The sequence below is a fragment of the Gordonia sp. 852002-51296_SCH5728562-b genome, assembly GCF_001665475.1.
GTDB lineage: Bacteria > Actinomycetota > Actinomycetes > Mycobacteriales > Mycobacteriaceae > Gordonia > Gordonia sputi.
In genome coordinates, this window is record NZ_LZMI01000102.1 from 1 (window position 1) to 13190 (window position 13190).

The 13190-nt window shown below is 64.5% G+C and carries 12 protein-coding genes and 1 pseudogene; 7 read left to right on the forward strand and 6 right to left on the reverse strand.

Annotation, left to right across the window (positions count from 1 at the left end):
• Nucleotides 1-165: 165 nt before the first annotated feature.
• The 6 genes from A5766_RS17665 to A5766_RS17685 all read right to left on the reverse strand — a co-directional run bounded on the left by A5766_RS17665 (nt 166) and on the right by A5766_RS17685 (nt 5117).
• Complete coding sequence (locus tag A5766_RS17665) at nt 166-630, reverse strand: DUF779 domain-containing protein (protein ID WP_005207653.1); 465 nt, start codon at nt 628-630, stop codon at nt 166-168.
• A 130-nt stretch (nt 631-760) separates the two neighbouring features.
• A complete protein-coding gene (exaC, locus tag A5766_RS17670; protein ID WP_005207652.1) occupies nt 761-2284 on the reverse strand; it encodes an acetaldehyde dehydrogenase ExaC in 1524 nt (507 codons plus the stop codon).
• Nucleotides 2223-2966, reverse strand: a complete 744-nt coding sequence (locus tag A5766_RS25565; RefSeq protein ID WP_082965562.1) for a linear amide C-N hydrolase — start codon at nt 2964-2966, stop codon at nt 2223-2225. The genes exaC and A5766_RS25565 overlap by 62 nt, the downstream gene beginning before the upstream one ends.
• A 3-nt stretch (nt 2967-2969) precedes the next feature.
• Complete coding sequence (locus tag A5766_RS17675; protein WP_005207650.1) at nt 2970-3290, reverse strand: hypothetical protein; 321 nt, start codon at nt 3288-3290, stop codon at nt 2970-2972.
• A 191-nt stretch (nt 3291-3481) separates the two neighbouring features.
• Nucleotides 3482-4750, reverse strand: a complete 1269-nt coding sequence (locus A5766_RS17680; protein ID WP_005207649.1) for a GAF domain-containing protein — start codon at nt 4748-4750, stop codon at nt 3482-3484.
• Between the two features lie 106 nt (nt 4751-4856).
• On the reverse strand, nt 4857-5117 hold the full coding sequence (locus A5766_RS17685; protein ID WP_005207648.1) for a hypothetical protein: 261 nt from the start codon (nt 5115-5117) through the stop codon (nt 4857-4859).
• 211 nt (nt 5118-5328) lie between these two features.
• Here A5766_RS17685 and A5766_RS17690 point away from each other — a divergent pair, with 211 nt between their 5' ends.
• The 7 genes and pseudogenes from A5766_RS17690 to A5766_RS17720 form a co-directional block, all read left to right on the forward strand.
• Nucleotides 5329-6915: a peptide ABC transporter substrate-binding protein gene (locus A5766_RS17690; protein ID WP_197501529.1), complete on the forward strand. Its 1587-nt coding sequence runs from the start codon at nt 5329-5331 to the stop codon at nt 6913-6915.
• Between the two features lie 4 nt (nt 6916-6919).
• Nucleotides 6920-7846 (forward strand): ABC transporter permease, encoded by a 927-nt coding sequence (locus A5766_RS17695; RefSeq protein WP_005207646.1) that lies wholly within the window; start codon nt 6920-6922, stop codon nt 7844-7846.
• Nucleotides 7839-8819, forward strand: coding sequence for an ABC transporter permease (locus A5766_RS17700; RefSeq protein WP_005207645.1), 981 nt, complete (start codon nt 7839-7841; stop codon nt 8817-8819). Before A5766_RS17695 ends, A5766_RS17700 begins: the two co-directional genes overlap by 8 nt.
• Complete coding sequence (locus A5766_RS17705) at nt 8819-10600, forward strand: dipeptide ABC transporter ATP-binding protein (RefSeq protein WP_064905728.1); 1782 nt, start codon at nt 8819-8821, stop codon at nt 10598-10600. The genes A5766_RS17700 and A5766_RS17705 overlap by 1 nt, the downstream gene beginning before the upstream one ends.
• A gap of 40 nt (nt 10601-10640) precedes the next feature.
• The gene (locus A5766_RS17710; protein WP_064905730.1) at nt 10641-11057 is read left to right on the forward strand and encodes a YccF domain-containing protein; all 417 of its coding nucleotides are present in this window, start codon (nt 10641-10643) and stop codon (nt 11055-11057) included.
• Between the two features lie 76 nt (nt 11058-11133).
• On the forward strand, nt 11134-12483 hold the full coding sequence (locus tag A5766_RS17715; protein ID WP_064905732.1) for an NAD(P)/FAD-dependent oxidoreductase: 1350 nt from the start codon (nt 11134-11136) through the stop codon (nt 12481-12483).
• Nucleotides 12480-13139 (forward strand): annotated as a pseudogene (locus A5766_RS17720) (DUF1365 domain-containing protein); the annotation flags it as partial. The gene A5766_RS17715 and the pseudogene A5766_RS17720, both read left to right, overlap by 4 nt.
• Nucleotides 13140-13190: the final 51 nt, after the last annotated feature.

A 13190-nucleotide genomic window follows, 5' to 3' on the forward strand; every position in this document is an offset into this window, starting at 1 on the left:
TCGGCCCGGCGCAATTTGCGCACGATGTCCTCCGCCGAGTGACGCTTGCGTCCTGCCATGATCCTCATCGTCCCTTCTCCGCCCTCATCAGGGCAATCGGGACTCTAAAACAACCCGGACCGGTTCACGGGGGACACGCCACCCCCGTCCGAGAAACGACCTCCGTCAGACGCCGACTGCAGCGCCGGTCAGCGGCGGATTCGCCGTGAGAATTGCGTTCTCTTCCGCACTGAAAGCTCTTGCGCGAGAGAGGAATCGGACACCTTCCGGCGCCTCCAGGCTGAATCCGGCACCGCGACCCTTCACGACGTCGAGGATCAACTGGGTGTGCTTCCACAATTCGAACTGGTCGCCGTTGATCCAGACCCGCACGTTGGGAAGGGGCTCGGGCAGTTCGATGGTTCCGACGAGGACGTCGCGCTGGCCGACCCGATAGTCGCCGACGGGATAACACATCGGCGCCGAACCGTCGCAGCATCCGCCGGACTGGTGAATCATGAGCCCGCCGTGCAGCTCCGACAACTTGGTCAGGAGCTGCACGGCGGCGTCTGTGGCGATCACACGATCAGGCACCGCTCCGTCCGCGGCCGCTGAGGCCGACGTCGACGGGGTTGATTCTGTACTGCTCATCGTTTACCTCTCACTGTGATCTGAACCACAGAGTAGTCGCTGTTCTGTTGCATCCGCGTTGCACACGACGAACGCCGCCACACAACCTGAAAAAGGTTGCGTGGCGGCGTCGACGTGCCTGGCGTCAGGATCAGAAGAAGCCCTTGGCGTTCTGCGCGTAGCCGACCAGCAGGTTCTTGGTCTGCTGGTAGTGCTCGAGCATCATCAGGTGGGTCTCGCGGCCGATGCCCGACTGCTTGTATCCACCGAACGCGGCGTGTGCCGGGTAGTCGTGGTAGGTGTTCGTCCACACGCGTCCGGCCTGGATCTCGCGGCCTGCACGGTAGGCGGTGGCACCGTCACGGCTCCAGACGCCCGCGCCCAATCCGTAGAGGGTGTCGTTGGCGATGTGGATGGCGTCGGCGTAATCCTTGAAGGTCGTGACGGCCAGCACCGGACCGAAGATCTCCTCCTGGAAGATGCGCATGTTGTTCTGTCCGGAGAAGACGGTCGGCTTGATGTAGTAGCCACCCTCGAGGTCGCCACCGAGGTGAGCAGCCTCGCCGCCGATGAGAACCTTTGCACCCTCGTCCTTGCCGATCGCGAGGTACGACTGGATCTTCTCGTACTGATCGTTCGACGCCTGGGCACCCATCATGGTGTCGGTGTCGAGGGGGTTACCCTGCTTGATCTTCGAGACACGGTCGACGGCCTTCTCGATGAAGTCGTTGTAGATGTCCTCCTGGATGAGCGCGCGGCTCGGGCAGGTGCAGACCTCGCCCTGGTTGAGCGCGAACATCGAAAAGCCTTCCAGCGCACGGTCGAAGAAGCCGTCGTCGGCAGCCATCACGTCGTTGAAGAAGATATTCGGGCTCTTGCCGCCGAGTTCGAGAGTGACCGGGATCAGGTTCTCCGAGGCGTACTGCATGATCAGGCGGCCGGTCGTGGTCTCACCGGTGAACGCGATCTTGCGGATGCGGTTGCTCGACGCGAGCGGCTTGCCCGCCTCGACACCGAAGCCGTTGACCACGTTGATGACACCCGCGGGGAGGATGTCGGCGATCAGACTCATCACGTACAGGATCGACGCCGGGGTCTGCTCCGCAGGCTTGAGGACAACGGCGTTGCCCGCGGCGAGAGCGGGCGCGAGCTTCCACACGGCCATCAGGATCGGGAAGTTCCACGGGATGATCTGGCCGACGACGCCGAGCGGCTCGTGGAAGTGGTAGGCGACGGTGTCCTCGTCGACCTCGGAGATCGAGCCCTCCTGAGCACGCAGAGCGCCCGCGAAGTAGCGGAAGTGATCGATTGCCAGCGGGATGTCGGCGGCGAGGGTCTCACGAACAGCCTTGCCGTTGTCCCATGTCTCGGCGACGGCGATCTTCTCGAGGTTCTCCTCGAGGCGGTCGGCGATACGCAGCAGCACCAGCGCGCGCTCCGCGACAGCCGTCTTGCCCCATCCCGGAGCGGCCTTGTGCGCGGCGTCGAGCGCGAGGTCGATGTCCTCGGCGGTCGAGCGCGCGACCTCGCAGAAGGTCTTGCCGTCGACAGGCGACGGGTTCTCGAAGTACTGCCCCTTCACGGGCGGGACCCACTGTCCGCCGATCCAGTTGTCATAGCGGGACTCGAAGGACATCACCGAGCCGTCGGTACCCGGCTTTGCGTAGACAGTCATTGTGTAGCTCCTCAGTGCCATTTTCTCGTTGCCACACAAGCCACTCAATAGGCCGTGTGTGATCTGCTGCACACATTAGGAGCGAAGTGGTTGCAGCCACGTTGCAGTAACGTTTGCAACGTTGCGGCGTCACATCGCCGCAGTTCAGAGCACTGATCAGAAGGGCAGCTCGGCCACGGCCATGGCCTTCGTGACGTCGCCGGTGAGCGAGATACCTGCCGGATCTATGACCAGGTAGCGACCGCTGTCCGAGAAGACAAGCTCGTCGAGTTTCACCCAGAGGACGCCCGGTGCGGTGGTCAGCTCGAAGAAGTACCGCCGCATCGGCGACGGTCGCCGCCTGGTCGAGGAGATACTGAGTCCACAAATGCGCTCCCACTGCCGGCTTGCGCAGATCACGCTCACCGAAGTCAGCATTCTCCAAGTAGAGAAGGTGTGCGCCGAAGCCACGCTCATTCATGCCGTCCGCGGTTTCGACGCCGTAGACTGTCGTGACGACCGAGCCGTACTTCGACGTCCAGCGAGCACCGTTCGCAGCGATCTCCTCCCCGCCTGCAAGCGCTCCGTCGCGCGTGATTCCACGCGGCATCGCGGTGATCACCGGCATGGTGGTGTCAGGCCAATCCATGGTGCGCGCTACGACGTACGGCTCGCTCTTGTTCCACAGGATTCGTGTGCACATCGGTCAGCCCTCGGTAGCGAATCGCAGGAGCCCGGCAGCGGAGACACCGTCGGGTAGATCGTCGGACCGCACGCTCATCACACGGGCACCGGGACCCAGTGCGGCTCGCGCGATCTCCTCGAGGGCATCGAGGTCGTCTGCAGGGTCGAGGACCAATGCGCCTGCGATGTCGATGTGCCCTGCGACGTGGGCACTCATGTCGATGATGACGGTGTCGACCTGCCCGAAGGTTGCTGCGCGGGCAAGCTCGGCCAGCAGCGGAGTCGCGACCACGTGCCGGTACCCGCTCAGGTTGGTGAAGATCGCCGCGAGTGGCAGCGACACTGCGTTCAGTGTCGGACGAATCCGTGGTCAACCGCGCCGGGCGTACTGACTCAGTCGCACCTTGCGGCCCTCGCGACCGAGCAGCGTCCGTCGGTGACGCACGCACAGCAGACACTACGTCGATCACGATCGACTCGGCATACCCCCATTTGGGGGTCAAAGGGTTGGTGGAGACCCGTTCAGCGAAACCGTCAGACGCCGTAACGACGGTCGAGAATCCTGATCCGACCCCCGACGAGCGCGCGGTCGGGGTGCCCGACGGGTAGCCGATGCTCAAATCTGCGCCACGCGGCCAGGTCGTCACGGCCATGCACCGACGACGTCCATGCCCGCAGCGCGGCCACCTGTCCCTCGGCGATGACCCGCGAGCGGACGTCCTCGCGAAGCTCCTCGAACAGTTCGCTGATCCCGGGAGCGTTCGACTCGACGAGCAACCCGCCACGACCGATCGCCTCGATCACCGGAACGAGATCGCCGTGGCCCGCGATCTGCTCGCGGAGATCTCCCACGTCAGACGACAATTCGACGGTCAGGCGGTACGGCCTGGACTCGATCACATCGGTACCGAGGTCGCGTCGCAACCGAGAGATCTCGGCACGAACGGTGACCGGGTCGACGCCGTCGTCGGCGAGCATCAACGCCAGTTGTTCGGTGTTCAGGCCCTCGGGATAGCGCTGCAGCAGCAGCAGGATCTCGGCGTGGCGTCGAGACAACGACCTCCCGTTCGCGGCACCTCCCCCACGCTGCCAGCGATACGCGTTGTCGGCGAGCACGGTCAGTCGTGCTCGAGCGCCTACCTCGAAGGTCGACGCAACAGAAAGGTCGACGGCCCGCGCCCTCAGTTCACGCTCGACGACCGCCACCACGGAACGGACCGCTGACAGTGCGAAGGGAGCAGCTACCTCGCGGCCACCGGTCACGTCGATCACGCCGATGACGTGCCCTGTCGCGGGGTCGTGGACCGGCGCTGCCGCGCAACTCCACTCCTGCACGGGACTCGAGAAGTGTTCGGGCCCAACCACTTGCACACCGCGGCCGGTCGCCAACGCAAGCCCGGGAGCATTGGTGCCGACGACCTCCTCGCTCCACACCGAGCCCTCGACGAAGTTGATATGGCTGGCCCGATCCCGCGCAGACGCCTCGCCCTCCACCCAGAGCAGCCGACCGACATTGTCGGTCAGCGCCAACACAACACCTGAGTCGGCGATGTCGTCGAGCATCAGAGATTGCACGACGGGGCGCACCGCGGTGATGGGATGCTCCTCGCGGTACCGCACGAACTCTTCGTCGCTCATTGCCTGCGCTTCGACAGCACCGGCCGCTGGGTCGATGCCACGCTGTAACGAACGCGCCCACGAATCGCCGACGACGGACCGCACTGTCTCGGGGACCGCGCCGCTCGCCAGGAACTCCTCGTAGGCCCGGCGGATCGTCGAGGACACCGCAGCAGCGTCTGTCATGCGCCCTCCAAGTATCCCGTCGGGGCTGATCGACACCCGACGTTCACTCAATTGTGCCGTGCAGAGTGTGATCTCAGCAACAAGACCGAGGTCGAAGCGGCACCGACTACAGTAACCGGCCGTTACGACGCGGGTAGCGCGCACGCAAATAGCTGTACAGATACGTGCTGACGAGGAGCGAACCCGCCGACACGATCGCGGGAACGAAAAACATGTTGTTCCACGAGTCGCGAACCATCGCGATCGCCCACGCGATCACGCACACAACGGTCAGTAACACCGCCAAGAAGCGCACGATCAGGACAAGCAAGGTGACAACCGACCACAAAACGACCCGGGTCTGCTCGTACGAGCTGGTTTTCACCACACAAGCGTATCCATCTTTGCCGCTGCGAGCAGGGCCGGAGAAGTTCGCTGTCCGGTTAGTCCATTTTCGTGAGCAGGTCTAACTTTTTTGGTCGTAAGGTCAGTAGGAATGTCTACAAAAAAATGACCCGGGGGAGGCACGTTTGCGACGCCGACATCGTCCACGCCGGCAGATCGCGCTAGTCCTGTTCGCATTCGCCTCGGCGACCACCATGGTCGCGACGGGCTGCAGCATGGACGGTGCGCGGACGGTCAGTACGACCGGTCCGAATGCCATCATCAGTGCCAACGGCACCGAGCCGCAGAACGGACTCGTCACGACGAACACCGCCGAAAACGGCGGCGGTCGCGTGGTGGATGCACTGTTCACCGGGTTGTACTCATACGACGCCGACGGCAAACCCACGCTTGCGAACGCCGAGTCCGTCGACACCACGGACAACCAGACCTACACAGTTCATCTCAAGAAGGACTGGAAGTTCACCGACGGGACACCCGTCAAAGCCGAAAACTACGTTCGCGCATGGAATTTCGGCGCCGCGACGAAGAACGCCCAACTGCAGCAGAGCTTTTTCGAGCCGATCGACGGATATGAGGCGGTCGCCGGCGAGAACTCGACGGCCGATCAGATGTCGGGCCTGAAGGTTGTCGACGACCACACCTTCACCGTTCGCCTGACGCAGCCCAACATCGACTTCAAGTTGGGACTTGGCTTCACACCGTTCAAGCCGCTCCCCGACGTCTTCTTCACCGAGGGCGCAAAGGAATTCGGCGAACACCCGATCGGTAACGGTGCCTACAAGATGGCAGGGCCCGACGCGTGGCGCCACAACGTGCAGATCAACGTCGTACGCAACGACGATTACAAGGGCCCCGACAAGGCACGCAACGGCGGGATCGACTTCGTCCTCTACTCCAGCCTCGACACCGCCTACACCGACCTCACCTCCGGCAATCTCGATGTCACGGACACGGTGCCGGTCAGCGCGCTCAACTCCTACAAGAAGGCGCTCGGCAAGCACGCACTGACCAAACCGACTGCGTCCAACCAGCAGATCGCGATCCCCTACTACCTGCCACACTTCGCCGCGGGGCGCGAAGGAGAGTTGCGTCGTGCGGCGCTCTCGATGGCGATCAACCGTCCGGAGGTCACCAAGGTGGTCTTCCGTGGTGCCCGCACCCCGTCGAGAGACTTCACGGCACGCTCCCTACCTGGATGGAACGGCGATATTCCGGGCAGCGACGTCCTCGACTACAACCCGACGAAGGCCAAGCAGCTGTGGCAGGAGGCCAACGCCATCGCGCCGTGGAGCGGTTCCTTCCAAATCGCCTACAACTCCGACGGCGATCACCAGGTCTGGGTCGACGCGGTGTGCAACCAGATCAAGAACACCCTCGGTATCGACTCGCACGGCGCTCCACAGCCGACGCTCAAGCAGATCCGCTCGGCGATCACGAGTAAGACGATCAAGACCGCCGCGAGGACGGGCTGGCAGGGTGACTACCCGTCGATGCTGGAGTTCCTCGCGCCGATCTTCGTGACGGGAGCCGGTTCCAATGACGCGCAGTACGTCTCGCCGGAGTTCGACTCGCGGCTGACCGCCGCGCAGCGTGCACGCACCGACGACGAGTCCTACCGGCTCACCAACGTCGCACAGGAAACCCTGCTCAAGGATCTGCCGAACATTCCGCTGTGGGACTACATCGGCGCCGGAGGCTCGGCGTCGGAGGTCACCGCGCAGTTGGCCTGGAACGGCTTGCCCGACTACCCGAACATCACCAAGGAAGCGAAGGAGTGACCCGGTGACCAGATATCTCCTCATCCGTCTGGGACAGATGGTGATCGTCTTCTTCGGCGCCACGTTCCTCATCTACGCCATGGTCTTTCTCGTCCCCGCCGATCCCATCGCGGCTCTCGGTGGCGGAAAACCCATGTCCCCGGCCCTGATTGAGCAACTACGCGCGCAGTATCACCTCGACCAACCGTTCTATGTGCAGTACTTCAACTACATCGGCGGAGTTTTCCACCTCGACTTCGGTACCTCGTTCTCCGGGCAACCGGTGTTCGACGTGATGAAGCGCGCGTTCCCGGTGACGGTCAACCTGACCCTGATCGCGCTGGTCGTCGAAACGATCGGTGGCGTGGTCTTCGGTGTGATCTCCGGCCTGAACAAGGGGCGCTGGTACGACACCGCGATCCTGATCGTCACTCTCATCATCATCGCGATACCGATCTTCGTGCTCGGCTTCGTCGCGCAGTACCTGCTGGGTGTGAAGTGGCATCTGTTCCCGGTCACGGTCGGCGGAAACCTCGACTTCTATCACCTCATCCTTCCCGGATTCGTCCTCGGCGCAGTCTCATTCGCCTACATCGTGCGACTCACGCGGTCGGAGGTCGCCGACAATCTGACCGCCGACTACGTACGCACCGCGTCGGCCAAGGGTCTTCGACGACCCCGCGTGATCACCGTGCACGTCCTGCGCAACTCGCTGATTCCGGTCGTCACGTTCATCGGCACCGACGTCGGAGTGCTGATGGGTGGAGCCGTCGTCACCGAGGGCATCTTCAACATCCCCGGCGTCGGCGGAACGATCTATCAAGCGGTCATCCGTGGCGAGGCCCCGACCGTCGTCTCCTTCGTCACGGTGCTCGTGCTGATCTACCTCGTCTGCAACATCGTCGTCGACTTGCTTTATGCCGCACTCGATCCGAGGATTCGCTATGCCTGAGACCCCACACACCGACGCAGCTCTGAACGCGTACCCCAGCTTCTTTCCCGGCCAGGACCGCTTCGTCGCCGACGCCGAAGACGTCGAATTGCTCAAGGTCGACGAGTTCGTCGACGACGTCGATCCGGCAGGCTTCTGGAAGTCCGCGTGGCAGGAGATTCGCACCAAGCCGGTGTTCATCGTCTCGATGATCCTGCTCGTCCTCATCCTGCTGATCGTCGCGTTCCCCGGATTGTTCGCGCATCAGGATCCGCGGTACGCAAACCTCGAGGACTCGCTGCTCTCACCGAGTTCCGCGCACTGGTTCGGCACCGACTTGCAGGGCCACGACATCTACGCGCGTGTGATCTACGGCGCGCGCGACTCCGTGCTCGTCGGAATCCTGACGACGCTCGCAGTGGTGATCGTCGGTGGATTCCTCGGCATCTTCGCGGGCTTCTACGGCGGCTGGCTCGATTCGTTGATCTCCCGACTCGCCGACATCTTCTTCGCCATCCCGCTGATCCTGGCGGCCGTGGTCACCATGCAGATGATCTCGGCGCGCACCGTCTACACGGTGGTGCTGGTCCTCGCGATCTTCAGCTGGCCCCAAATCGCCCGTATCGCACGGTCTTCCGCGATCTCGGCGCGCAACGAAGAGTTCGTCGACGCGTCGCGCTCGCTGGGCTCGTCGCGGTTCCGCACCCTGTTCACCCACGTGCTGCCGAACTCGCTCGGTCCGGTCATCGTCATCTCGACGATCTCGCTCGGCGTCTTCATCGTCACCGAGGCGACGCTGTCGTACCTGGGCATCGGCCTGCCGTCGACCGCCGTCTCCTGGGGCATCGACATCGCCGCGGGCCAGCAGTTGCTGCGCGAAGGTCAGCCCATCTTGTTCTATCCCGCTGCCGCACTTGCCATCACGGTCCTCGTGTTCATGATGCTCGGCGACGTGCTGCGCGACGCACTCGACCCGAAGGCGAGGACCCGCTGATGACAACGGACACAACGAACTCCGAGCTGACCTCCGACAACGAGACCGCTGCACCGGCACCGCTGCTCGAAATCTCTGACCTACGAGTCGATTTCCGCTCACGCGGGCGCGACGTACCTGCGGTACGCGGCGTCGGACTCACGGTGTATCCCGGTCAGACCGTCGCCATCGTCGGCGAATCCGGCTCTGGCAAGTCGACAACTGCCGCAGCGGTTCTCGGACTGCTGCCCGGCAACGGCGCCGTGACCGGCGGAAAGATCCTGTTCGACGGCAAGGACCTTGCACAGGCGTCGCGACGTGAGTTCGAGAAGGTCCGCGGCAGCGGGATCGGCCTGGTGCCACAGGACCCCAACACCAACCTCGACCCGGTGTGGCGCGTCGGATTCCAGGTCCGCGAGACGCTCGTCGCCAACGGAGCGGCCAAGCGCGGCGAGGCTCGCACGCGTGCCGTCGAGGTGCTCCGGCAGGCAGGCCTGCGCGATCCCGAGAAGCGTGCGGCGCAGTATCCGCACGAGTTCTCCGGCGGCATAAAGCAGCGCGCACTCATCGCGATCGGTCTCGCCGGAAAGCCCAAGCTGCTCATCGCCGACGAACCGACGTCGGCACTCGACGTGACGGTGCAGCGCGAGATCCTCGACCACCTCGCCACGCTCACCGACGAACTGGGCACGGCCGTCCTGCTGATCACCCACGACCTCGGCCTCGCCGCCGAGCGCGCCAGCCACCTGGTGGTCATGTACCGCGGCCGCATCGTCGAATCCGGCCCGGCGCAGGAGATCCTGACCAACCCGCATCACGAGTACACCAAGCGACTCGTCGACGCCGCGCCGTCGCTCTCGTCCCGCCGCGCCGACCGCCACAAGCCCGCCGCCCCGCTGGCCGAGCCCACCCCGCTGGTCGAGTCCACCCCGCCAGTCGAGTCCACCTCGCTGGTCGAGCCGGCCGCGAGCGAAGCGAGCAGCCGAGTCGAGACCACCCCCACCGAGGTCGTCGTCGCGGCGAATCTCGTGAAGGACTTCCCCATCCGCGGCTCGGTCCCGTTCCGCAAGGCCACGCCGTTCCGCGCCGTCGACGACGTCAGCTTCACGCTCAACCGCGGCACCACCACGGCAGTCGTCGGCGAATCCGGCTCCGGCAAGTCGACTGTCGCGCGTATGGTGCTTGGACTCCTCGAACCAACCTCGGGCACAGTCCATTTCGACGGCAGCGACGTGACATCCCTGAAGGGCGCGCAGGCCAAGTCTTTTCGACGCCGCGTGCAGCCGGTCTTCCAGAACCCGTACGGCTCGCTCGACCCGATGTACTCGATCTACCGCGCGATCTCCGAGCCGCTCGTCGTGCACAACATCGGGGACAAGGCGTCGCGCATCGCCCGCGTCCGCGAACTCCTCGACCTCGTCGCACTCCCGTCGTCGGTAATGCAGCGCTTCCCCAACGAGCTCTCCGGCGGGCAGCGTCAGCGTGTCGCGATCGCACGTGCGCTGGCGTTGAACCCCGAGGTCGTCGTGTGCGACGAGGCCGTGTCCGCTCTCGACGTCCTCGTGCAGGAGCAGATCCTGACCCTCCTCGACGACCTGCAGCACGAACTCGACCTGACGTACCTGTTCATCACCCACGACCTCGCCGTCGTCCGTCAGATCGCCGACCGCGTGCTCGTCATGCGCAAGGGCAAGGTCGTCGACGACGGCACCGTCGACGACGTGTACGAGAACCCGACGTCGGACTACACGCGTGAACTGCTCGCGGCGATCCCCGGACGAAACCTCGAACTTCAGCAGTGAACCCTCGCGCTCGGCGGCGTCGAAGGGCGACAATGGACAGATGAAAACGTTGCTGAACATCATCTGGTTGGTTCTGTGTGGTTTCTGGATGGCGCTCGGCTACGTCATCGCAGGCATCATCTGCTGCATCCTGATCATCACGATCCCCTTCGGTATCGCGTCGTTCCGGATGGCGAACTACGCACTGTGGCCGTTCGGTCGGACGGTGGTCCGCGATCCCGAGTCGGGAGCGTGGTCAGTGATCGGGAACATCATCTGGATCATCGTCGCAGGTTGGTGGCTGGCACTCGGGCACCTGACGACCGGAATCGCGATGTGCCTGACGATCATTGGCATCCCGCTCGGCATCGCGAGCTTCAAGATGATCCCCGTCTCCCTCATGCCTCTCGGCGCGCGGATCGTTCCCAGCGATGCGGTGCGCAACGACACCGTCATGGGCGCGCCGCGCGCAGCCTGACCCATGAATCGACGCCGAACAAACACTGCGTTCGATTCGACCCATCCACTCCGGTGACCGGATCCGAACACCGGGCATGACCAACCGCCAGCGATCCGCGCCGCCCTCGCATGTCGCCGTCGTCGGCAGCGGGGTCGCGGGTCTGACCGCCGCGCACGTGCTCTCCGGGAGCAGCCGTGTGACGTTGTTCGAGGCCGACGACCGACTCGGCGGCCACGCACACACACACTCGGTGACCATGCCCGACGGAAGTGTCGTCGGCGTCGATTCCGGTTTCATCGTCCACAACGACCGCACCTACCCGACGCTGCTGCGACTCTTCGCCGAGCTGGGCGTGGCAACCAAGGACACCGACATGTCGATGTCGGTCAGCTCGACGGCGACCGGCCTCGAGTATGCGGGCGCCCTCGGCTTCTCCGGCTTGTTCCCCACACCGCGCAACGCGACGCGAGGCCGCTACCTTCGCATGCTCGGTGAGGTGACCCGATTCCACCGGGCGGCGCGAGCACTCCTCGACGCCCCTGACTCCGACGAGCCACTCGACGACTTCCTCGACCGCGAGAACTTCTCCCCCTACTTCCGCGAGCACTTCATGCTGCCGCTCGTCGCCGCCGTGTGGTCGTGCGACGCGGCGACCGCCAGCCGCTACCCCGCGCGCTATCTCTTCACGTTCCTCGATCACCACGGCATGTTGTCGGTGTTCGGGTCGCCCACGTGGCGCACCGTCGACGGCGGGTCGGACACGTATGTCCAAGCCGTCGCCGGCAGCATCCGACGCCGCGGCGGCGCGGTCCACGTGAGCACCCCGGTCCGGCACATCTCCGAGAACTCCGACGGCACTGTCGAACTCGCCATCTCGTCCGGAACACAGAACTTCGACGCGGTCGTCGTCGCCACCCATCCTCACCAGGCTCTCCGACTGCTCGACGCCCCGAGCCCGCAGCAGCGTCGAGTTCTCTCCGCCATCGACTACGCACCCAAACCTGCTGCGCTGCACTCGGATACCTCGCTCATGCCGCGCGCACGTCGGGCGTGGGCGTCGTGGAACTACCAGATCCACAGCGATCCGTCGGGAGCGATCGACGACTCACAGGTCGCCGTCACCTACGACCTCACCCGGCTCATGCGTCTGAATCCCGACCATCCCCGCATGCTGGTGACGCTGGGCCGCACCGACCTCGTCGACGCGTCGACCGTCATCGCCGAAATGACCTACGAACATCCCGTCTATACCACGGAATCGGTTGCAGCACAGGCATTGCTCCCGGACATCAACACCGACTCGATCGTCTTCGCGGGTGCGTACCACGGGTGGGGTTTCCACGAGGACGGCGCGCTCTCCGGAGCGCGCGCCGCCGAGCGTCTCGGTGTCACATGGGATACCGCGCGGCAGAGCACGGTCGACGACGAGCGGGAGTCGGCATGACCGACACGAACCCGCAACTAGTGCATAGCCGCATCACCCACACCCGACTATCGCCGGTGCGGCATGCTTTCACCTACCGCAGCGTCTCGTGGCTCGTCGACATCGACCGTCTGCCAACACTTTCCACCCCGCTACGGCCCTTCGCTCGGTTCCTCGGAGCCGACCACTTCCCCGAACCGATGGTCGACGGCCAGACCCTGCGCGACCGCCTCGACGCCCACCTCCGCAGCGTCGGCAAGCGTCCTCCCGAAGGAAGAGTCGTGGCGTTGATGTCGCCGCGCGTCGCGGGGTACGTCTTCAACCCGCTCAGTGTGTACTGGTGCTATCGCGCCGACGGTTCACTGGCGTACGCGGTAGCCGAGGTGCACAACACCTACGGCGGACGGCATTGCTACGTGGTCGATCTCGACGACCACGGGCGCGCAGAAGTCGACAAGGAGTTCTACGTCTCACCCTTCAACGACGTGTCGGGTCACTACCGGCTGCGGATGCCGCCACCTGCCGACGGCCACGTCGCCGTCTCAATCGTTCTCGAGCGCGCCGGCCACGAACCCTTCGTCGCATCGCTGTCGGGCCGCATCGAACCCGCGACGCCGCGTGCGATCGTCGCGACCCAGGTGCGCGCCCCGCTCGCCCCGCTCGTCGCCTCCGCCCGCTAGACCTCGCTGGTTCCCACACAGCTCATCAAAGTCCTCGACTCCCCTAAA

Bases quoted from the DNA above. Each gene is read 5' to 3' on its own strand.
- A5766_RS17665 (WP_005207653.1), bottom strand. From the start codon at position 630: ATGAGCAGTACAGAATCAACCCCGTCGACGTCGGCCTCAGCGGCCGCG.
- A5766_RS25565 (WP_082965562.1), bottom strand. From the start codon at position 2,966: ATGTGCACACGAATCCTGTGGAACAAGAGCGAGCCGTACGTCGTAGCG.
- A5766_RS17715 (WP_064905732.1), top strand. From the start codon at position 11,134: ATGACCAACCGCCAGCGATCCGCGCCGCCCTCGCATGTCGCCGTCGTC.
- A5766_RS17680 (WP_005207649.1), bottom strand. From the start codon at position 4,750: ATGACAGACGCTGCTGCGGTGTCCTCGACGATCCGCCGGGCCTACGAG.
- A5766_RS17705 (WP_064905728.1), top strand. From the start codon at position 8,819: ATGACAACGGACACAACGAACTCCGAGCTGACCTCCGACAACGAGACC.
- exaC (WP_005207652.1), bottom strand. From the start codon at position 2,284: ATGACTGTCTACGCAAAGCCGGGTACCGACGGCTCGGTGATGTCCTTC.
- A5766_RS17710 (WP_064905730.1), top strand. From the start codon at position 10,641: ATGAAAACGTTGCTGAACATCATCTGGTTGGTTCTGTGTGGTTTCTGG.
- A5766_RS17700 (WP_005207645.1), top strand. From the start codon at position 7,839: ATGCCTGAGACCCCACACACCGACGCAGCTCTGAACGCGTACCCCAGC.
- A5766_RS17690 (WP_197501529.1), top strand. From the start codon at position 5,329: ATGGTCGCGACGGGCTGCAGCATGGACGGTGCGCGGACGGTCAGTACG.